This window comes from Acidisoma sp. PAMC 29798, assembly GCF_030252425.1.
GTDB classification, from domain to species: domain Bacteria; phylum Pseudomonadota; class Alphaproteobacteria; order Acetobacterales; family Acetobacteraceae; genus Acidisoma; species Acidisoma cladoniae.
Genome location: NZ_CP126994.1, coordinates 844,457 through 865,683 on the forward strand (window position 1 = coordinate 844,457; position 21,227 = coordinate 865,683).

Sequence of the window (21,227 nt, forward strand, 5' to 3'; positions counted from 1 at the left end):
GTGGAGGGTGATTTTCTTCTCGGTGTCGATATCGGCACGATGGGTACGAAGGCCGCGATCTATGATCAGAACGGCACTTTGCACGGCGCCGCCTTCGAGGAATCGGTATTGCTCTATCCACGCCCCGGTTGGGTGGAGCAACGTCCAGACGACATCTACGGATCGGTGTTGCGGACCATTCGGCAGGCGATCGACCAAAGCGGCGTTGCCGCCTCCACAATTGCGGCAATCGCGTTTGATGGGCAGATGGCAGGTGTCTGCACAATCGATCGCGATTGGAACACACCGACGCATTACGACTCCTGGCTCGACAATCGCTGTGCGGGGCAGCTTCCCCGCCTGAAGGTTCATGCGGATCGGATTCTGGCCACCTCGGGCTGTGCGCCCTCCTACAATCATGGGCCCAAGATCCTCTACTGGCGGGATGAGCAGCCACAGAGCTGGAGCCGCATCCATAGCTTTGTTCCCCCTGCGGTCTATGTCGCCGGCCGCCTCGCCGGGCTGAAGGGCGACGACAGTTCCATGGACCGGACCTATCTCAATTTCAGCCCCTTCAGCGACACCGCACATAGTCGCTGGAACACCGACCTGCTGCGGGAATTCGGACTCGATACCGCAAAGCTGCCGCGTATTGTCGAGCCTACAGACATCATCGGCCGCATCACGCGGGAGGCGGCGGATCTGACGGGATTGCGGCAGGGCACACCGATTGCCGCCGGCTGCGGCGATCAGGCCGCGAATGTGCTGGGCGCCGGCATTGTCACACCCGGTCTCGCCTTCGACACCGCTGGCACAGCCTCCGTCTTTTCCACTGTCATTAACCGGTTCGAGACGGATACGACGCATCGCGTGTTGATGACCTGTCCGCATGTCATTCCCGGCCTCTATTACGCGATGGCCTATGTCGCGGGTGGTGGGCTCAACCTGCGATGGTTTCGCGACACTCTTGGCGCTGCCGTCACGGAAGGCGAGAATGCCTATGCGGTTTTAGATGCGCTCGCCGCCGAGGTACCACCGGGGTCGGACAACCTCTTCTTCCTACCCCATCTCGCGGGCCGCAACACGCCGAACAATACAGACATGCGCGGCGCCTATTTCGGTCTGACATGGAAGCACGGCAAGGCGCAGATGTATCGCGCGATCATGGAAAGCATCGCGTACGAATACAGCCTGTATCTCCGTTCTGTGAAAGCCATCGCGCCGGAGCTTTCCTTTACGCGGGCGCTCAATATCGGCGGGGGAGCGCGCAGCGACGTGTTCCGCCAAATCAAGGCCGATGTGCTCGGCCTCGATTACCACCGTCTCGACCGCGATGAATTCGGGACACTTGGCAGTGCGATTGTCGCGGGTTGCGCGGTTGGGCTGTTCGATGATCTCGGCAAGACCGCTGTCGCGTTCAACAGAACCCGCGGGGCGCCGATTGTCTCCCGCCCCGCTGTATCGGCGACCTACCGTGCCCGCGCGGCGTTCTATGCGACGATTCTCGAGGATACGGAGGGTCTGTTCGGGCGCCTCGCCGCGCTCGGACCTGCTTGATTCAAAAAATAAATCAAAAATAAGAGGAAACGAATGTCCAAGACATACAGATGCGTGTTGCTGGCCGGTCTCGCCCTGGCGGCGATCAAAGGTCTCCCTGCTTCGGCCGCCGATGTCGGTTTGGTCGGGATCACCGTGGGGTCCTTGGGAAATCCCTATTACGCCGTCACGGATCGCGGCATCGCGGACAAGGCGCATGAATTGACTCCCGGTGCCAAGCTGACTGCCGTCTCGGCCGACTATGATCTTGGCAAGCAGTTCACCCAGATCCAGAACTTCATCGCCGCCGGCGCGAAGATCATCATGGTGAATGCGGTGGATCCGGTCGCCATCATGCCGGCCATCAAGATGGCGCGCAGCGCCGGCATTGCCGTCGCCGCCTTCGATGTCAGCGCCGAAGGCGCGGATGTGACGGTCATGACTGATAACGTCAAAGCCGGTTGGGAAGCCTGCAATTACATCGTTGAGCATCTTCCGCAGGGTGGCGATGTCGTCATCCTCAACGGTCCGCAGATCAGTGCCGTTGTCGATCGGGTGACCGGCTGCAAGAATGCCTTGGCCGCCGACCCGAAGATCCACGTCGTCTCCTCCAACGAAGACGGTTTGGCGTCGCGCGATGGCGGCTTTGCCAAGGCGCAGGGACTCCTGACGAGATTCCCCAAGCTGGCCGCAATCTTCGCGATCAATGACCCCACCGCCATTGGCGTGAATCTCGCCGCGAAGCAGCTCGGTCGGCACGAGTTCTTTATTACGTCGGTTGACGGTTCACCGGACGTGGAGACCGAACTTCGCGACAAGACGTCCCTCATCAAGGCGTCCTCGGCGCAGGATCCCTATGATATGGCAGGGCAAGCCTATGCCCTTGCCGTCGGCGTGCTGGACGGCAAACAACCGCCATCGAAGATCATTCTGATCACGCCGAAGCTGGTGACCACGGACAATATCGCCTCATACGGCGGGTGGGCGAAGGCGCATTAAAGGATGATGAGTTTAGGTCGGTTGAACGACCAAGTCTCCCGTCATGGCACGCGAAGGCGTGCCATCCACGCCTTGCCTTCGGCCCGCAAGGAAGGCGTGGATGCTCGGCCTTCGCCGAGCATGACGGGTGCGAGCAGAGCGATTCAGACACAACACATCCGGCTCTAGAATACGGTCTCTCAGCAACAGACTGAAGCGCGTGTGCTTCAGTGTGTTGCAGTCCGACTTAGGACGTCGGCGTCACGTATTTCCGCCAGTTATGCGCTTCCTTGAAGCCCAGCATCTCCTTGGTCTTCTTGTTGGACAACAGGCTCTCAAACTCGCCGAGTTCACCTTTGACCGCGACCTGCGGGTAATAGCGCCGCAGCAGTTCGGCGGTGGGCAGGTCCGATGAGGTGTCATCATTCACGGCGTTGAAGACCTGGAAGCCCAAGCCATCTGTCTCGATCCCAAGGCGAACGATCTGGCCGAGATCGCGCGCGTCGATATAGCTCCAGGCGATGCGGCGACGAAACTCCGGCTTCGCGAACCAGCCCGGGAACAGCGCATACTCGTTCGGCTCGATGACATTGCCGATGCGGATGGCATAAATGTCGGTGCCGCTGCGCCGCGCGAAGGCCTGCGCAGTCTTTTCGTTGCAGATCTTGGAGAGCGCGTAGCTATCCATCGGATCGACTGGATATTCCTCATCGAGCGGGAAATACTCGGGGTCGCGATGTCCATTGGCAAAGACGATGCCGTAGGTGGTCTCGCTCGACGCGATGATGACTTTGGGAATGCCGAGCTTCACGGCCGCTTCGATGATGTTGTAGGTCCCCATCACATTGATGCGGTAGACCTCGTTATCCGGCGTGATCATGATGCGCGGAATCGCCGCGAAATGCACTACGGCATCGATCTTCTCCGGCCGCAGGTCGGCGTCGAATTCATGCAAACCGGTATAGCTGGACAGGGCGTTGAAGACCTGCCCGGAATCGGTGATGTCAGTGATCAGCGTGCGGACATTCGGATTGTCGAGTGGCTTCGTGTCGAGGTTGAGGACACGATAGCCGTGTTCGACAAGGTGCTGAACGACATGGCGCCCGGCCTTGCCGCTGCCGCCGGTGAAGATGACACGTTTCATACTCAATCCTTCTCAATGGCGCGCTCCGCCCCGTGATCGGGGCGGAGCGTCTCGGGTGGTTAGAAGTGATAGTTGTCGATATTGCCGGCGTTGAAGATCAGCGGCTCGCTGAAGATGATGACGCCATCCTTCGCCGTGAAGGTGCCAAGATCGCCGGCGGTAAAGGTGCTGTTTGCCGTAATCGCGTTATTGGCGGCCAGGCGCGCGACATACATCACGAGCTCGCCTTCCTTGACCTCATCCCACAGCGGGCTTTCCTTGATCACGCCCGCCTTGATGTATTGGCGGAGCGAGTCGGGATCCGAGCAGCCGCCAACAATGACCTTGCCGGTCAGGCCGAGCTTCTGCACGGCCGCCGCCGCACCCACTTCAGCCGCACCGTCTGGCGCGATGATGCCGGTCACGTCAGGATGGGCTTGCAGAATGTTCAAACCGGCCGTCAGGGATTGCGACGTGCTGGACTGGCCATATTGCGTGGTGACGATCGTCATCTTCGGATAGGTCGCGGTCATGTAGGTCTTCAGCGCATTGATCCACTCGTTCTGGATCGTGGCGTCGGGCGTCGAAGACAGGATGGCGATCTTGGCGTCGGGCTTGATGTATTTCGCGACGGAATCGACCAAGGCCTTGCCGAACGGCGGATAGGCGGTGTTCTGGATGAAGAAGTCGCGGGCGTCGGCCGCGACGTCGCTGTCATAGGACACGACCTTGATGCCCTGCTTGCGTGCGCGACGAAGCGACGGCGCAAGCTCGGTCGGGTTGTTCGAGGTTGTGGTGATCACCGTGAAGCGCCGTGCGATCAGGCTGTTGAAGACATCGACCTGGCCCTGCGCCGAGGCGGTGACAGGCCCGGTATAGAGGAAGTCAATGTTCAGCTTGGCGGCTGCCTCCATGGCGCCTTTCTCGTTTGCCTTGAAGACCGAAAGCCCGATCAGCTTCGGAACCATGGCGACTTTGATCCGCTTGGAGGTGTCGATCGCCGCCGCATGCGCGCTCACGGAGAGACCGAGAAGCGCTGCGGCCAGAACACCGACCGTCTTGGAATGTCTCATTGATTTTCCCTACGAGTTCTTGGTTTCTATGGACTGTGGTCCGGCGGTCCGGCCGCGGGCTGTGTGCCCGTCACTCGGTCGCCTCCGTCGTCTTGCTCCTGCCGAGAAAGCGGATGCGCTGCACGAGCAGCGCCACGCCCGTTCCCCGACCCGAGAGAAGATTGCGTATGGTGATGGCGGCAAGCAGAATGGCGCCCGTCGCCATTGTGGTCACCATGTCTGAGAAGCCGGCGATCAGCATGCCTTGGCGCAGAAAGCCGAGCAGCAGAACCGCCAGAACGACGCCCGCGATGCTGCCTTCGCCACCGAAGATGCTGATGCCGCCGAGCACAACGGTGGTGATCGTCGTGAGGAGCAGAATGTCACCCATATCCGGCCGAACGGCGCTGTAATAGGAGGCGAGCACGATGCCGGCGAGGGCAGACATCGCACCGCTGATCACATAGGCGCTGGTCACGACGCGCCCGACCCGCATGCCGGAATAGCGCGCGGCTTCGATATTGTAGCCGATCATCACGATCTTCCGGCCGTAGGCCGAGCGCGACATCAGCAAACCAAAGAGAACGGCGAGGACCGCGAACAAAATAAGCTGGTAGGGAATCAGACCGCCGATCGCACCCTGACCGAGGGCATTGAAGCTATCGGGAAAGCCGGACGGCGGAGATTCGCCGGATAGCGCCGTGCCGATGCTGCGAAAGATGAAGCTGGTCGCGAGTGTGGCGATCAGCGGTTCGGTATTCAGCCGCGTGATGATCAATCCATTGATCCAACCCAGAGCAGCGCCCATGACGATGCCGATGAGAGCGGCGGCCCAGATGGACATGCCGAAATGCTGCCAAAGCTCGGCCATTACGATGGCGCCGAGGCCTGCCGTCGCGCCGACCGACAGGTCAATGCCGCCGGTGAGGATGACGACGCTGAGCCCAAGGGCGACGATGCCGAAGGGCAGGAAATTTTCCGTCAGCCCGAGCAGCGACCCAAAGCTATCGAAAAAGCCCGGAATACCAAAGCCGAAGCCGAGCAGTTCCACGATCAGCAGGCAGATAAGCGCACGCTCCCACCCCGCGAGGGGCAAACGCGAGCCGGCGCGCCGCGCGGTGACGACGTTAAGCTGTGTCGTCATCGCGTGGATCCTCGCGTCGCGTTCTGCCGCGTGCCGAGCGTGACGGTGATCAAGATCATCGCGCCCTCGCCGGCGGAGTACCAAATGGGCGGCACATGCAGAAACACCAAGGCGGTGAGGATGACGCTCAGAAACAGGCCACCGAGGACGGAGCCGATCATATTGCCGCGCCCGCCAACAATGGCGGTGCCGCCGATCAGAGCGACGGCGATGGACTGCAGCTCGACATGATCACCGGTGCCGGTCGTGACCGTCGCCGAGCCGGTGTAGCAAAGGAACACCAGGCCGGCGCAAGCGGCGAGCACGCCGGAAATGGTGTAGACGCGGATTTGCGTGGACACGACGGAGACGCCGGCATTGTAGGCCGCGACGGCGTTATTGCCGATGGCGAGCACCGCGCGGCCGAACACCGTGTGGCCAAGCGTGAACCAGCACAGGAACAAGGCGAAGGCGAGGACGAGGACAGGAATTGGGATCGGCAACCAGGGGGCAATGACGCCATTGCCGAAGGTCGCGTAGGCGGACGGTATCTGCACGACGTCTGTGCCGTTGGAATAGATGAAGATGAGCCCGCTATAGAGGCTGTAGGTGCCCAGGGTGACGATGATGGGCGGAATGCTCAGCTTCGCCACCAGCAGGCCGTTCAGCGTGCCCAGGATCAGGCCTATGGCCAAGGCGATGCCGATCGCCTCGATCAATGGCAAGCCACTGCCCTGCGCCAGAATGCCGGTCACCACCGCCGTCAGGCCCATGACGGGCGCGACCGACAGATCGATGCCCTTGGTCGCGATCACCCAGGTCTGGCCGAGCGCGAGCAACGACAGCACGACGGAATTGAGAACCATGAAGCGCAGGTTTTGCAGCGAGACGAAGCCGTGGTTGATGGCACCCACCGCGAGCAAAGTGACGATGGTCGCCGCGATGAGCGTAATTTCGCGCGTTTCCCGTCGCGCCGCGCGCGGCCGGGGGGACTTCGGCTGCGAGACGTCTGCCGCCTGATAGCCCGCGGCTTCGGTGATGCCAGGCTTCATCGCCCGAGTGCCTCCGCCGTCGTGAGATAGGAGGACGAGACACGCTCGGGCGTGATTTCGCCCCCCGTCAACTCGGCGACGAGGCGGCCGTCATAGATCGATAGAATGCGGTCGCAGATGCGAACAAGCTCCTCAAGCTCGGAGGAGATGACGAGGATGCCCATGCCTTCCCGCGCCAGGCCGTCGATCAGCTCATAGATTTCGTCCTTGGCGCCGACATCCACACCGCGCGTCGGCTCATCGAGGATCGCGACATCGGGGTTGATGCCCATCCATTTTCCGAAGACCACCTTCTGCTGGTTGCCGCCGGACAGTTGCCGCAGCTTCTGGTCGGTGCCCGCGCAACGCACGCGATACCGCGCCACGGTCTCGGCGCCGATGCGATCTTCATCCGAGCGGCTGATCAGGCCCATCTGGCTCTTCACGCGCTCCAACAGGCCGGAGGTGACGTTTTCGGTAATCGTCATGGGCAGAATCGCACCGTGCCTGGCGCGATCTTCCGGTGCGTAGACGAGACCCTTGCGAATGATGTCGTGGCTGTCGCAATGAGAGATGTCTTCGCCCGCAAGGCGAACGGTGCCCCCATCCCGACGACGAATCCCAAAAATGGTCTCGGCGATTTCGGTGCGGCCGGCGCCTACCAATCCGGCAAGACCCAGAATTTCGCCCTTATGGAGCGTGAAGCTGACATCGCGAAACCGTGGATTATGCGCGAGGTCTTTGACTTCGAGAATGGGTTCGGCGGTCGCGTGGCTGATCTGCCGGCGCGGTATCACCCGCATCTCCCGCCCGACCATCTTCGACAACAGCCGCACCCGATCGAAGTTTTCTTTCTCGATGCTGTCGACGAGTGCGCCGTCTCGCAAAACGCTGATCTGATCGGAGATGTCGAGCACCTCATCCATACGATGGCTAATGAAGCCGAGCGTATAGCCGTCTGCGCGCAGCCGCCTCATGGTCGTGAACAGCCGCTCCACTTCGTGTGTGGTGAGCGGAGATGTCGGCTCGTCGAACAAGATCACGCGGCAGCCTCGCAGAAGCGCTTTGGCACATTCCAATTGCTGCTGCTGCGCGATGCTGAGGGAACCGGCGAGTTGGTCCGGATCGATGTCCAGATTAAGCGTCGCGAGCGCCTGGGTGGCGCGCGCCCGCGCAACTTTCCAGTCCACACGGCGAGGAAACTTCCATGTGGTCGGCAATTGGCCGACAAACATCGTCTCGGTCACGGTAAGCTGCACCATCAGGGCCGGTTCCTGTGGCACGAGATAGATGCCGGCGTGATGTGCCGCCGCAGGATTAGCGAGCGTCAGCGGATGTCCGTCGAGCAGAAGCGCGCCAGTCGTAGGCCGAACAAGCCCTGACAGGATCTTGAACGCCGTCGATTTGCCGGCGCCGTTTTCGCCCATGATAGTATGAATTTGGCCGGGTTGCATGGTCAAGCTCACGCCGCGAAGAACCGAGACATTGCCATAGCGTTTGGTCAGATCTCGGGCTTCGTAGAGCCCGGCATCGATAACGCGCGCGCCGGATTGAGCCGGTAATGCCAATAGGCGTCCTCCTGGCGCGAATTCTGCCCTCAATCAGGGCGTTCGCTTCACCAAGCGCATCTAAAACCGTTCCAATGATAGCGCAATCATTATTTTGTCCAATGGCCAGAGCCGGGGTTCTCACCTGGGTTGTCGGGCGTGTGAACGCCCCGTAGGACCGCCCGATCCCCCGAAATCAGGGGCATGAGCGCTCGCTTTCGTGATCATCTGACCACCCGGCCAAGCGCGATGTCGGCTGAGCGCCACGGCTGGCGGCACCGGCCGGGGGTTGCCAGCCTGCCGCTCTACGACAATCATCCGGCCGAAGAACACGATGGGGGACGTCATGGGAACGGCATTCGAGGGGACGCGGGTCATCGTCACAGGTGCCGCCGGCGGCGTGGGTCGCGCCGTGGTGCGCGGTTTGCTGTCCGAAGGGGCGCGGGTCTGTGCCACCGATATAACGCCCTCCGTGGCCTCACTCGCGACAGGTTATAGCGCGAGTGAGATCGTCACCATCGAAGCCGATGTCACCAAGGCCGCGGATGTCGAGCGTATCTATGCCTTGGCCGGGGAAAGCTTCGGCGGGGTGGATGGCCTCGTGAGCAACGCGGGGTACATCATTTCCAAGCCGGCGCATGACACCTCGGAAGAGGAATGGGACAGCGTTCTGACCGCGAACGCGAAATCCTTTTTCTTAATGGCCAAACGCGCCTTGCCGGAGATGCTGGCGCGGGGTTCTGGGTCCATCGTCGCCACGGGATCGATTTCGAGCGTCTTGGGCCTTCCGGCTCAGGCGGCCTATTGCGCCAGCAAGGGCGCTCTTCTGCAATTGGTGCGGCAGATGGCGATCGACTATGCGGGTCACGGCATTCGCATCAATGCTGTCGGGCCAGGGTCGATCGATACCCCCTTCCTGCAACGCTATCTCGACGGGCTTGCGGATCCGGCGGCCGGCATGGCCGAGATCAAGGCCGCGCATCCCATGGGCCGGTGGGCACAGCCGGAAGAGGTGGCGGACGCCATCCTGTTCCTGTTGGGCGGCAAGGCGTCGTTCATCACCGGCCAGATGCTGATGGTCGATGGCGGGTATTCTGCGCGCTAAGTACGATGGATTCACGCTGGTTCGACAAGCAAGTCTCGCGTCATGCTCTGCCTTCGCAGAGCATGACGCGGTGAGTACCGAACGATTCAGAACCAGCGCATCCCCTTTAAGCGGGCATCAGCAATCGTCCTCGACGCGGTGTCTTGCGACCGTGAGGCCGAAGACATCCGCGCGGGCATAGTGGCCGGCGGGGTCGAAGCTGTGCCGCGCCTCGCGGACGGATGCGAGACTCAGACTGGCGGAGATGAGCGTCTCCTGATTGTCCTGGGCAGCCAGCACCACCTGGCCGGTCGGGTCGATGATCATGCTTCCGCCTGAAAAGATGACATCGACGCCTTGCGCCATCATATCGGCATGGAATTCGAACTCGGTGGGCACATCCGACATTGCGAGCACACCACTGACGGCCACGGACCAGACACGACCTTCCATCGCCGTCAATTTGGCGATGTCGCGACAGACCGAGGGATTGCCCGGCCATAGGCTGAGGTGAATGTCCTCTCCGCCGCGATAGAGCGCGTATCGCGCCAAGGGCATCCAATTCTCCCAACAGTTCAATGTGCCGACCAAGGCGGGTCCGATGCGGTGTGGGCGGAGGTCGCGGGCATCGCCCTGTGCCCAGACCAAGCGTTCATCATGGGTCGGCATCAGCTTGCGATGGGCGCCGATCAGGCCTTTGACGGCGTCGATCATGACCGCCGTGCAGAAGACGCTGCCGCGTGCCACGCGGGACCCCCGTTCGTTGATGCCAAGACAAACGGAGATGCCCGCATCCCGGCTCGCTTCGACGAGGCGTGTGATCTCCGGCCCATCGATTTCGACAGCCGCGTCCAAGAACTGTCCATAGGCGCGGCGCTGGCGCGCATCCTCGAACGCTGCACCATTGGTGCGGCAGATCCAGAAGGGATAGCCGCTGAGCGCTGTTTCGGGAAAGGCGAGCAGGTCTATGCCATCAGCGGCCGCCTTGCCGATCCAGCCTAGCATGCGATCAGTCGTTTCGGTTTTCCTGAGCCAGGATGGGCGAAACTGCACGGCACCCACAGTCAGGGCGTCCAGAGGAGGTATCAGCGCCACTTTTCAATACACCTCAAAATATTCCTGCTGTTCCCAATCCGTCACGGCTGCCAGGAACCGTTGCACCTCGAAGGACTTGAGCTTGAGGAAATAGTTCCAGAAGGTCTCTCCAAGCTCCGCCTTCATCAAGGTGCTGCCGCGAAATCCTTCGATCGCGGTCATCAGGCTGTTGGGCAGCAGAGGCCTGTCGGATAGATAGGCCGCGCGCGCCGAGGGGCCAGGATCGCGCCGCATGTTCATGCCATCGCGACCGGCGATGATTTGCGACGCGACATAGAGATAGGGATTGGCCGTAGGTTCGCCGATCCGGTTCTCGATTCGTGAGGCATCGTCACCAGGTCCGCCGATGACGCGCACCATGGCGCCACGATTCTCATAGTCCCAGGCGGCCTTGAACGGCGCGAAACCATCCGGGCGCTGGCGTTTATAGCCATTGATGGTGGGCGTGGTGAGAATTGATGTGGCATCCGCATGAGCAAGCAAGCCACCGACATAATGCATGCCGATCTCAGTCAGAGGATCGCCGCTCTCACCCTCGTCCCGCGCGAAGGCATTTGCGCCATCGGAAAGACGGATGAGGGATTGGTGCATGTGCCAGCCACTGGGAAACACGTTCGGCACCTGCGGCTGGGCCATGAAGCTCGCGTGGTAGCCGTTGCGGCGGCAGATCTGTTTGACAGCGGTGCGGAACAGCAAGGCCATATCTGCCGCTTCCATGGCGCCGAGGGGCGCGAAGGTGATTTCGCATTGGCCGGGGCCCCATTCATCCTCAATGGTCGCGATGGGCAATCCGAGATCGACCAGCGTGTCGTGCAGCAGGCGCATCAACGGCTCGACCTCATCACCTCGATTCTCGGTCAGATATTGGTAGCCATGAGACAGCATGGAGACGAGGGGCGCGGCAGGCGGATATCCGCTGGCTTCCGGCGACAGGTTCGGGTTTTCCATTTTGAAGACATAGAACTCGAACTCCAGCCCAACCTTCATCTCGTACCCGTCTTCCGCCAGCTTGCCGAGCTGGTGGCGCAGGATCTGGCGTGTGGAGAAAGGGCAAGGTTTGCCGCTGCGCAGATAGGCGTCCGACAGGATCCACGCCGTATCCTCAACCCAGGGCAGTTTGCGAAAGGTGCCCGGATCGGGCACCAACACGCCATCGGGCAAGCCGATCATTTCCGGCACATTGAGGTCGTTCTCACCCCCGAAGGGCGGCACGATGGGATGGTTGGTGGTGTCGAACAGCGTGGTCACGAGCTGGAAGTCTTTGCCGGAGACAAGGCTGCTCTTGAACTCGGCAATCGACACAGTCTTGCCGCGCACGATGCCATGCTGGTCCCCCCAGCCGATGCGGACGAACTTGATCTTGTCGGTTTCGAGCCGATCGACGATCTCCGCCGCCTGGCGATGCTGATCATCGGTCCAGAGACCATTGTCGTGGACGAAGCTTTTGGTTTTGGAAGCCATGGGAAGTCTCCAATCTCGGTCTGGCGACGGCGCCTGCCAAGGCCGTGCAACAGTTGTGCCATTTGGTACAGATTAATGCAAACATTTTATAGCTTGTACTAAATAAGACTGCCTGGTGGCTGGGCATGATCCCGTCCTTTGCCATGCGCAGTCGCTGACTGGCGCTCTGTATCAGAAGCCAATCCCGCCTCGGCCCGACATGGGATAGACATCGAACCCAGCCATCAGAACTGGCGGCACTCCGCCAGTGCCAGACCATGGCGCTCAACATAATCGTTGGATGAAATGAGGGCTGCGCGATTGTCTGCGCGCCAAAGCTCGGCCCGAGTTTTGGCGATTTCAGCACTAAGGACGCGTTCGCAGATCTGCGAGACATTGAGGCCGAGGGCGCGGGCCTCGGCCAGCAGATCGACTGGCAGGGTAACATTGGCCGCACGGCGTGCGGGGGTCTGCTTTGCAGGACGGGCCACGATCATCCCTCCTTCTGTGAATACGAGTATGGGAATGAAGACTGCGCATGTAAATGCGCATGGTGGGACCGGGGGCTGGGTCTGGCGATGTCAGTGAACCGTCTTACGCTGATCGACGCTTGGCGACTAAGGCATCGATCAGGCGCGGAAGGACGCAAACGAAATCCACTTCAGAGAAAACCCTTGCCCAAGAGGCAGCGACCAGAGGGTGAGGCCATAATCAGCCTTGAGCTACCGACACCACTGAGAAGCTTGAAGTAGCAATCGAGGCGGTTCGGTGGGTGACATTGACTTGTTGGATAGACGGCAGATCCATGATGGAAAACTTTTCAATGGCGAGAGAACGTATGTGTTCACGCGAGACGTCCATATTCATTGTGTCCCTGGTCTTGCTGAGCCTTGGTCTGGCGCGATCAGCGGAATCGGCGAGCTTCGACTGTGTAAAAGCGAGAAGTCCGAAAGAAAAACTCATCTGCCAAGACGGCATTTTGTCAGCTTCTGATGCAAGCCTGGGTCAAGTCTACCATTTGCGTTACCTGAGGCTCAGCAAGACCGGCCAGCGTCTTCTCGAACATTCGGAGGACGGCTGGTTAAACTACGTCTCGCTCGTTTGCCCTTTATCTAAAACCTCTGACGCTTCAGCTGCGGCCTCATGTCTCGAAAAAGAGTATCACTACCGGGAAGAGCAACTCCAAGACGTCGGGCAGCGGATTGGACCATTTGTCTTCAATCGGATTGACTTGTTTTCGGCTCATCCGGTTGCTGATGATGAGACAGGTGGCAATCCTGGCTTCGCAACGAGGATCATATCCTACCCCCAAATCGACAATGTATCGAATGCCTACGAAGCCGAGTGGAACAAAAATGCCGCTCAGACGACCGTCGATGAGGCTTGCGACGTTGGAGATTATTTGTCGAGCTATGAGATAAATCTTGCAAGCAGACTGTTGATTGCTCTGACATGGAGCCGCTCATTCTACTGTCATGGCACTCCCCACGGAGAGGGAGAAAGCACGAGCGATAATCAGGTGTTCCGGCCGCGCCCATCTCCGATCAAAGTGTCCGATCTATTTAAAGTTGACAGTGCTTGGAAACAAACCTTGCAGGGCCTGTTTTGGCGCCAACTGACGAATGCGGGTTGGTCTCCGCCTCATGACAACGCGGATCACGTCAAAGAAAGCTTGCTTGCGCTCGTCGTGATGCCTGAGCGCTGGATACTGAAAAAAGACGGACTATCGGTAAGCTACAACTCGTATGAGGGTGGATGTTACGCCTGTAGTCCTCCAGCCGTTAAGCTGACTTGGCATGATTTGACGTCAGTGCTCGCACCTTACGCTGTGGTCAAGTAAATACCCCCCGCGTTTGCCACTCACGGAATGTCATCGCCGAGGGCGATTCTGATGTCACGGATGTCGTTCATCCGCTTCCGGACGACAGCCCAGTTCTGCTCACTCAGGCTGGCGACCAAGGCCTCGATCAGGGCACTGAAGGGCGCAAAGGAATCCCAATTCGACGAGACTTCGGTTTCGACCGCGAAGACATGGTTAGCGAAAGCGGAAATCGGTGACAGCCAGGCATCGGTGAACAGAATGACGCTTGCCCCGCGCCGATGCGCTTCCTGGGCAAGTTTGATGACCGCTGGCTGATAGCGCCGAATGTCGAAGACCACCAAAACCGTGCGTCGATCGAAATCGACAATGTCCTCGCTCGCCACCGCGCTCGCGTGCAGAACCCGGTTGACGCGCGGGCGAAGCAGACGGAGATGATTGCACATCTGCGACGCCAGGCTCTCGGTCAGCCGGCCACCGATGAGATGCACCGGGCGTTTGGTATCCGATAGCAGCGCGACGGTGGCGTCAAAGGCCGTGCGCGAAATCGTGCGAAGACTGTTCTCGATGACGCCCACAACCGAATGTTGGTATCGGCGCAGGAAATCGGCTTCCGCATCCAAAGCGGCAGGCTCCGCATTGCCGCGCGCCAAAGGCGTCGCGCCGCGCGCCTGCAACTCGCTCCGCAAAGCGGATTGGAAATCGGCGTAATTGGCAAAGCCCAGCTTGGTCGTCAGGCGCAGCACCGTCGGGTTGCTGACCCCGCCCAGCTTGGCGAGTTGGGCGACGGTTTCAAGACCTGGGAAGGGGTAGTTGCTCAGCAGCATCGTCGCGATCTTGCGTTCGGTCGGCGTCAGGCGATCGAGCGTTTTATGGATCAGCCCGGCGACGGTGATGCTTGCCTTATCCTCCTGCCAATCCACCCAACGTGCTCCCCTGCATCATGCTGTCGTGTAACGACTTCGAGACGCATCCTCCAGTGCCAGGCTGCACGGCGTCACTTGAAGGCGCGGGGCATCCGGAAGGGCAGCATCAGTTGCGTCCAGGGGGCGGCGAAGCGCCCGAGGTCGACGCTCTCGTGAATCGCCTCGGCGCGCTGACCAAATAACTGAGTCCGGAGCACCGACCGCGCGTAGAAGGGCGCGTCCGTGAGAGTCCGCGCAACGGTGGCGGCGCTGGCCTCCGTGCGCGTGAAGCGCGGCAGCCGCCAGGCCGTGCGCGGCAAGGCGACCAGTGGCGGCGGTGCGATCGGCGTGACCGCACCATCGCGGGCGATATGGATGGCGATGCTGCGCTCGGCGCCGATGCGGGGAAAGGTGTCATAGAGGATCGCGGCATCGCCGCCGGGCAGCGCGGCGCGGCACCAGTCCCAGCGGCGGAAGCCCGTTTCCAGCGGATCGTCGCCGTCATTGCTGTCGAGATAGCCGGTGCCCGACCAGCGCAGCGATGGCTGATCCAGCGTCACCTCCACCCGGGCGCGGGGCGCCATTGGCCGCCACCGATGCCGTCCGGCATCGTCGAGCGTCGCGGTACAACCCGTCACTGCCTCCGGCGTCACGCGTACTTCGCCCCGGATGGCGCGGGGCAGCGGCACGCTGGTCTCCCGGATCGCGATGATGAGGGTGTCGCCGTCCCAGCGCAGGCTGCTCGGCCCGATCGTGAGCGTGCTGGCATCGCGACGCACGGAGGCGCGACCGCGCTCGGTCATCGCCCAGCGACGGGTGCGGCCATAGAGCGCGACATTGAGCGCGGCATGGTCGAGCGGGTCGGCCATCGCGCCGCCCCGGCGCCGCCACGCGTAATAGGGCGAGAAGACGCTGCCCAGGAAGGCAATCAGCGTAATGCCATGCGCGCCGTCCTCGCTCAGGGCATCGATATACCACCAGACATAGCCATTCAGCGGGACCGCGCCGTCGAAGCGAGGTCCGCCATCAGGGCCGACGCCGCCTGCCGGCCCGAGAGCGCCGCCATCGGCACGCCCGGACCCGGATGGGTGCTGCCGCCCGCCAAATAGAGGCCCGGCAGCTTTGTCCGCGCCCCCGGACGGCGGAAGGACGCCGCCCAGCCATGGGCGTTCGGCCCGTACAAAGCCCCGCCCGTCGCTGGAAACAACGTCCCGAAGGTGGTCGGTCCGGTCGTTATCGTCGTCTGCGGGTCGATGCTGAGCGTCAGGCCGCAGCGGCGGAGCTGGAGCAGGGTCCGCTCTTGGCATTGCGCGATCTCCTCTCGGGTGGGTCGGCCGGCATCGCCGGTGGCGGGGGCATTGACGAGGCACAGCAGCCGCTCTGGCGCACCGGATGGAGCGATATCGGTAGCCGCTCGATCTTGGGCGCAGACATAGACCGTCGGCACGGTGGGCAGCCGCCCGCGCTTCAGGGCGTCGAATTCGGCGCGATAGTCGTCGGAAAAGAACACCGTGTGGCGCAGGAGCGGGAAGCCAGCCGGCACGGTCTGCATCGCCCAGGTGAGGGCGGAGAGAGACCGCGCTGGCGGCGGCGTCGGCGGCACGCCCGCGCCTAAGTCGCCAAAGAGGCCCGTCGCCACGGCGTTGCTGTCGCCGTTGCAAATGACGGCATCGGCGTCGATCTGCGCGCCATCCTCCATCACCACGCCGCTCGCCTTCCCACCCCGGCGCGTGATGCGGCCCACGCCGGCGCCGTATTGCAATCGCGCGCCGAGGCGTTCGGCGAGGGCCGCGAGTACCACAGCGAGGCGGTGCATCCCGCCTTCCACCATCCAAACGCCTTCGCTCTCGACATGCGCCACCAGCATGAGCGTGGCTGGCGAATCGTAAGGGGAGGAGCCGCAATAGGTCGCGTAGCGGCCAAAAAGCTGGCGCAGTCGCGGATCGCGGAAATGCTCTGCCAGCGCACGGTCGAGCGTCGTGAAGGGGCTGATGCCGATGAGGTCCCGCGCACCGGCCTTGGCGACGAGCCCGAGCACGCTCGGCCGGTCTTCGCGGATGAAGCTGCCGTCCAGCGTGCGCCAGATGCGGGCGGCGCGGGCGGCAAACGCCTCGAAGCCGCGCGCTTCGGCCGCGCCCGCGAATTGCCCGATCGCGGCAGCCGATTCGGCGCGATCGGCGAAGAGGTCGAGCCGGCTGCCATCGGCCCAGGCGTGGCGTGCCAGCACGCGGGCGGGGATGAGAGTGAGATGATCGCCCAGGCTGGCGCCGACGGCCGCGAAAATCTCCTCGAAGACCCATCGCATCGTGAAGACGGTGGGGCCGGCGTCGATGCGGGCAGAGCCGACCGCCGCCTGACGCAGTTTGCCGCCTGGCGCAGCCTCCTTCTCGACGACCAGCACATCGAGCCCGCGCGCGGCCAGCAGGATGGCGGCCACCAAACCGCCCACGCCTGCTCCGATGACCACGACGCGTTCAGCCATCCAACACCCTTCAATTCCCTGTTGACGCCAACGTCCAATATAGTTGACACTTGTAGATGACAAGTAAGATTGACACTTAGGAGGGGCTAGCCATGAAATCCCTACCTCGGATCGAAGGAGCGCTCCAGGACGCGCTCGCGACCGTGACGACAGGCTGTCCCCCTGGCCTAGCCGCGGCCCTGCGCCATGCGGTGTTTCCCGGCGGCATGCGGGTGCGCCCGCGCCTGTGCCTGGCAGTCGCGCATGCCTGTGGCGCCGTCGATAGCCCCGTCGCCGAAGGGGCCGCAGCGGCGATCGAGCTGCTGCATTGCGGGTCCTTGGTGCATGACGATCTGCCGTGTTTCGACAATGCCGCCATCCGCCGTGGCCTGCCCTCCGTCCATCAGAAATTCGGTGAACCTCTGGCCGTGCTGGCGGGTGACGGGCTGATTGTGCTCGCGGTCGAGACGCTGGTGCATGCCGCCGCCCATTCCCCAGACCTCGGGCAACTCTTGTTGCTGCTGACGCAGGCCGCCGGCATGCCGTCAGGCCTCATCGCCGGCCAGGCCTGGGAATCGGAACCCAAGGTGCCGCTCGTCGCGTATCAGCGGGCGAAGACAGCCTCGCTGTTCACATTCGCGACCATGTCCGGTGCGCTTGCCGCCGAAATGCCCGCAGAGCCCTGGCGCCTGCTGGGTGAGCGGCTGGGGGAGGCCTATCAGATCGCGGACGATCTGCGCGACATGGCGATGACCTCCGAGGAACTTGGCAAGCCTGCAGGCCAGGATGCGGCGCTGGGTCGCCCGAGCGCTGCCGCCCGGCATGGCATGGCGGGGGCCGTCGGCAAGGTCGAGGGTCTGGTGCGCAGTGCCATCGCCGCTGTGCCGCCTTGCCGCGAACCGGGGCTGCTCAAAACTCTCATTCTCGCCGAACTCGGCCGCCTGCTGCCGAAAGAGCTGGTTCTGCTCGCCGCCGCATGAGGATGCTCGCCTCCCCGATGGCGACCTCGCTGGCAGACTGGGCGCGCGATCGCATCGCGCGTGTGCAAGCGACCGAGGGGTTTCGCCGCGCTGCGGGGGCTTTTCCATTGACCCGTCCCGTCGCCCGATGGCGGGCACGGGCGCTGTTCGATCTGTGCGCGGGCTTCGTCTATTCGCAGGTGCTGCTGGCGACCGTGCAGTTGCGGCTGCCGGAGCGGCTGATGGCGGGTCCGCGCTCGGCGGCGTCCCTGGCACTCGAACTCGACATGACCGAATCCGCGATGGAGCGGCTGCTCAATGCCGGGGCGTCGCTGCGGCTCATGGCGCGGCGCGGCCAGGATGCGGGCGGACGTGCGCTGTACGGGCTTGGCGCGCTGGGTGCGGCGCTGATCGACAACCCTGGCGTCACGGCCATGATCGAGCATCACGGGATGCTGTATGACGATCTGCGCGATCCGGTGGCGCTGCTGCGGGGCGAGACGACGCAGACATCCCTCGCCAATTACTGGCCCTATGCGAAGGGTGCGGGCGAGGGGGCGGCAACACCGGATGGTTATACGGCGCTGATGGCTGCCAGCCAGCGCTTCGTGTCGGCCGAGGTGCTCGGCATCTATCCTCTGCGCCGCCACCGGCATCTGCTGGATGTGGGCGGCGGTAACGGCGCCTTTCTCATGGCAGCGGGCGCCCATGCGCCGAACCTGCGCATGACGCTGTTCGATCTGCCGCCCGTGGCGCGCTTGGCGCGCGACGGTCTGGCCGCATCTCCGGTCGCCACGCGATGCGATGTCGTGGCGGGCGACTTCACCACCGAGTCGCTACCGACCGGCGCTGACCTGGTGAGCCTGGTGCGTGTTCTGCACGACCATGACGATGATGTCGCGCGCGTCTTGCTGCGCGCTATCCGTGTGGCCCTGCCGCCCGGCGGCACGCTGCTCATTGCCGAACCCATGGCGCAGACACGCGGTGCCGCGCCCGTGGGCGACGCCTATTTCGGATTCTACTTCCTCGCCATGGGTGGCGGCTGCGCCAGAACGCCCGCGCGGATCAAACAGATGCTGTTGGAGGCGGGCTTTTCGCAAACGCGCCTGCTGCGCGGGCGGATGCCCATGGTGGCGCGCGTCATGCTGGCCCAATAAGTGTCTATTTAAGTTGACTCTAACTAGTGTAATGTTAACCTGACATATAACGGCTGCCGGAGCGACACAGTCGCCGGCCGCAACCAGGGATGTGATCGACGATGCAGACGGTTGCCGTGGTGATGGATGGTCCTGGCAAGGCAGCGCTTCGCACCGTCACGCTGACGGATCCGGGCGCGGAGGATGTCGTGGTCGATATCCACTGGACCAGCATCAGTGCCGGCACCGAGCGTCTGCTCTGGGCGGGCCAGATGCCAACTTTCCCTGGCATGGGCTATCCGCTGGTACCAGGCTACGAATCGGTGGGTCGTGTCGTCGATGCCGGCGCCGAGTCCGGTCTGCGGGGCGGCGAATTCGTCTTCGTGCCCGGCGCACGCTGCTTTACCGATGTGCGCGGCCTGTTCGGCGGTGCTGCGGCGCGGCTGGTGGTGCCCGGTGCGCGCGTCTCCACCATCGATGCCGATCTGGGTGAGCGTGGCGCGCTGCTGTCACTGGCCGCCACGGCCTATCACGCCCTCGCCGATGCGCCTCCGCCGGAACTCATTGTCGGCCACGGCATTCTTGGCCGGTTGCTGTCGCGCGTCACGGTCGCCCTTGGGCATCCTGCGCCCACGATCTGGGAAAACCAGGCGTGCCGCCGTGTCGGCACCGGCGTCATGGCCGAGGAAGATGACCCCCGGCGTGACTACACAACAATCTACGACGCGAGCGGTGACGCGACGATCCTCGATCGGCTCGTCGCGCGCCTCGGGCGTGGCGGCGAAATTGTGCTCGCGGGCTTCTACCATGCGCCGCTGAGTTTCACCTTTCCGCCCGCCTTCATGCGCGAGGCGCGGTTTCGCATCGCGGCCGAATTCCGGCCTGCCGACCTTGCGGCTGTGCAGACGCTGATGGCGTCGGGCGCGCTCTCGCTTGATGATTTGATCACGCATCGTCGTCCGGCGCGGGAGGCGGAAGCCGCCTACGCCACGGCATTCGGTGATCCTGACTGCCTGAAGATGATTATGGATTGGAGAAGCCTGTCATGACCGAGACCCAGATCATCGCCATCTACGGCAAGGGCGGAATCGGCAAGAGCTTTACGCTCGCCAATCTGTCCTACACCATGGCCGAGCACGGCAAGCGCGTTCTGCTCATCGGCTGCGATCCGAAGAGCGACACGACCTCGCTGCTCTTCGGCGGGCGGTCTTGCCCGACGATCATCGAGACATCGTCGCGCAAGAAGGCCGCCGGCGAAAAGGTTTCCATCGGTGATGTCTGCTTCAAGCGGGATGGCGTTTTCGCCATGGAACTGGGCGGACCCGAAGTCGGTCGCGGCTGCGGCGGGCGCGGCATCATTCATGGCTTCGAGCTGCTCGAAAAGCTCGGCTTCCATGAATGGGGCTTCGACTACGTGCTGCTCGACTTCCTGGGCGACGTTGTTTGCGGCGGCTTCGGTCTGCCGATCGCCCGCGACATGTGCCAGAAGGTGATCGTTGTCGGCTCCAACGATCTGCAATCCCTCTACGTCGCCAATAATGTCTGCTCGGCGGTCGACTACTTCGCCAAGCTCGGCGGCAATGTCGGCGTCGCTGGTCTCGTCATCAACAAGGATGACGGCACTGGGGAGGCCCAGGCCTTCGCCGATGCCGTTGGCATCCCGGTGCTCGCGGCCATTCCCGCCAATGAGGACATTCGCCGCAAGAGCGCCAATTACGAAATCGTCGGCAGCATCGGATCGCCGTGGGAGCCGATGTTCGCAGCCCTCGCGAAGGAAGTGGACCTCGCGCCGCCGCGCAGGCCGCGTCCGCTGACGCAGGACGGGTTGCTCGCGCTGTTCAAGGGCGAAGCAGTTGGCCGGGGTGTGACGCTGCTTCCCGCGACGATGGAAGACATGGGCGGCCTGGCGGCTGCGGCCGCGCGCCCGTCACTCGAAGTCGTCTACGAGGGCGTATAGTG

The 21,227-nt window shown here is 62.6% G+C and carries 19 protein-coding genes; 8 read left to right on the plus strand and 11 right to left on the minus strand.

The window, feature by feature from the left end:
• Entirely contained in the window at positions 1 to 1,536 is a 1,536-nt protein-coding gene (locus QP803_RS04100) for an FGGY-family carbohydrate kinase (protein WP_284946425.1), read from the plus strand.
• A gap of 33 nt (positions 1,537 to 1,569) precedes the next feature.
• The gene (locus tag QP803_RS04105; protein WP_284946426.1) at positions 1,570 to 2,514 is read left to right on the plus strand and encodes an ABC transporter substrate-binding protein; all 945 of its coding nucleotides are present in this window, start codon (positions 1,570 to 1,572) and stop codon (positions 2,512 to 2,514) included.
• A 226-nt stretch (positions 2,515 to 2,740) separates the two neighbouring features.
• Here QP803_RS04105 and QP803_RS04110 read toward each other — a convergent pair whose 3' ends face one another.
• The 5 genes from QP803_RS04110 to QP803_RS04130 form a co-directional block, all read right to left on the minus strand.
• Positions 2,741 to 3,637 carry an NAD-dependent epimerase/dehydratase family protein gene (locus QP803_RS04110; RefSeq protein ID WP_284946427.1) on the minus strand — a complete coding sequence of 299 codons (897 nt, stop codon included), beginning with the start codon at positions 3,635 to 3,637 and terminating at the stop codon, positions 2,741 to 2,743.
• Between the two features lie 59 nt (positions 3,638 to 3,696).
• Positions 3,697 to 4,689, minus strand: a complete 993-nt coding sequence (locus QP803_RS04115) for an autoinducer 2 ABC transporter substrate-binding protein (protein WP_284946428.1) — start codon at positions 4,687 to 4,689, stop codon at positions 3,697 to 3,699.
• 70 nt (positions 4,690 to 4,759) lie between these two features.
• Entirely contained in the window at positions 4,760 to 5,812 is a 1,053-nt protein-coding gene (locus QP803_RS04120; RefSeq protein WP_284946429.1) for an ABC transporter permease, read from the minus strand.
• A complete protein-coding gene (locus QP803_RS04125) occupies positions 5,809 to 6,843 on the minus strand; it encodes an ABC transporter permease (protein WP_284946430.1) in 1,035 nt (344 codons plus the stop codon). The genes QP803_RS04120 and QP803_RS04125 overlap by 4 nt, the downstream gene beginning before the upstream one ends.
• Complete coding sequence (locus QP803_RS04130) at positions 6,840 to 8,390, minus strand: sugar ABC transporter ATP-binding protein (RefSeq protein ID WP_284946431.1); 1,551 nt, start codon at positions 8,388 to 8,390, stop codon at positions 6,840 to 6,842. The genes QP803_RS04125 and QP803_RS04130 overlap by 4 nt, the downstream gene beginning before the upstream one ends.
• 325 nt (positions 8,391 to 8,715) lie before the next feature.
• On the opposite strand from QP803_RS04130, the gene QP803_RS04135 reads away from it, so the two are divergent.
• Entirely contained in the window at positions 8,716 to 9,474 is a 759-nt protein-coding gene (locus QP803_RS04135) for an SDR family NAD(P)-dependent oxidoreductase (RefSeq protein ID WP_284946432.1), read from the plus strand.
• A 117-nt stretch (positions 9,475 to 9,591) separates the two neighbouring features.
• Here the strand turns inward: QP803_RS04135 and QP803_RS04140 are convergent, their stop codons facing one another.
• The 3 genes from QP803_RS04140 to QP803_RS04150 form a co-directional block, all read right to left on the minus strand.
• Positions 9,592 to 10,548, minus strand: coding sequence for a carbon-nitrogen hydrolase family protein (locus QP803_RS04140; RefSeq protein WP_350356062.1), 957 nt, complete (start codon positions 10,546 to 10,548; stop codon positions 9,592 to 9,594).
• A 3-nt stretch (positions 10,549 to 10,551) separates the two neighbouring features.
• A complete protein-coding gene (locus QP803_RS04145) occupies positions 10,552 to 12,009 on the minus strand; it encodes a glutamine synthetase family protein (protein ID WP_284946433.1) in 1,458 nt (485 codons plus the stop codon).
• A gap of 224 nt (positions 12,010 to 12,233) precedes the next feature.
• Positions 12,234 to 12,479, minus strand: coding sequence for a type II toxin-antitoxin system CcdA family antitoxin (locus QP803_RS04150; RefSeq protein ID WP_434082883.1), 246 nt, complete (start codon positions 12,477 to 12,479; stop codon positions 12,234 to 12,236).
• A gap of 314 nt (positions 12,480 to 12,793) precedes the next feature.
• On the opposite strand from QP803_RS04150, the gene QP803_RS04155 reads away from it, so the two are divergent.
• Positions 12,794 to 13,828: a DUF3298 domain-containing protein gene (locus tag QP803_RS04155; protein ID WP_284946435.1), complete on the plus strand. Its 1,035-nt coding sequence runs from the start codon at positions 12,794 to 12,796 to the stop codon at positions 13,826 to 13,828.
• Positions 13,829 to 13,848: 20 nt separating this feature from the next.
• Here QP803_RS04155 and QP803_RS04160 read toward each other — a convergent pair whose 3' ends face one another.
• The 3 genes from QP803_RS04160 to crtD form a co-directional block, all read right to left on the minus strand.
• Entirely contained in the window at positions 13,849 to 14,730 is an 882-nt protein-coding gene (locus QP803_RS04160) for a MurR/RpiR family transcriptional regulator (RefSeq protein WP_284946436.1), read from the minus strand.
• A 74-nt stretch (positions 14,731 to 14,804) separates the two neighbouring features.
• Positions 14,805 to 15,707: a carotenoid 1,2-hydratase gene (locus tag QP803_RS04165; RefSeq protein WP_491546794.1), complete on the minus strand. Its 903-nt coding sequence runs from the start codon at positions 15,705 to 15,707 to the stop codon at positions 14,805 to 14,807.
• Positions 15,704 to 17,194: a 1-hydroxycarotenoid 3,4-desaturase CrtD gene (gene crtD / locus QP803_RS04170; protein WP_284946438.1), complete on the minus strand. Its 1,491-nt coding sequence runs from the start codon at positions 17,192 to 17,194 to the stop codon at positions 15,704 to 15,706. Before crtD ends, QP803_RS04165 begins: the two co-directional genes overlap by 4 nt.
• Positions 17,195 to 17,286: 92 nt before the next feature.
• On the opposite strand from crtD, the gene QP803_RS04175 reads away from it, so the two are divergent.
• The 4 genes from QP803_RS04175 to QP803_RS04190 all read left to right on the plus strand — a co-directional run bounded on the left by QP803_RS04175 (position 17,287) and on the right by QP803_RS04190 (position 21,225).
• Positions 17,287 to 18,153 (plus strand): polyprenyl synthetase family protein, encoded by an 867-nt coding sequence (locus tag QP803_RS04175; RefSeq protein ID WP_284946439.1) that lies wholly within the window; start codon positions 17,287 to 17,289, stop codon positions 18,151 to 18,153.
• Between the two features lie 17 nt (positions 18,154 to 18,170).
• Positions 18,171 to 19,289: a methyltransferase gene (locus QP803_RS04180; protein WP_284946440.1), complete on the plus strand. Its 1,119-nt coding sequence runs from the start codon at positions 18,171 to 18,173 to the stop codon at positions 19,287 to 19,289.
• A 101-nt stretch (positions 19,290 to 19,390) separates the two neighbouring features.
• Positions 19,391 to 20,317 (plus strand): chlorophyll synthesis pathway protein BchC, encoded by a 927-nt coding sequence (bchC, locus tag QP803_RS04185; protein ID WP_284946441.1) that lies wholly within the window; start codon positions 19,391 to 19,393, stop codon positions 20,315 to 20,317.
• Positions 20,314 to 21,225, plus strand: coding sequence for a chlorophyllide a reductase iron protein subunit X (locus tag QP803_RS04190; protein ID WP_284946442.1), 912 nt, complete (start codon positions 20,314 to 20,316; stop codon positions 21,223 to 21,225). Before bchC ends, QP803_RS04190 begins: the two co-directional genes overlap by 4 nt.
• Positions 21,226 to 21,227: the final 2 nt, after the last annotated feature.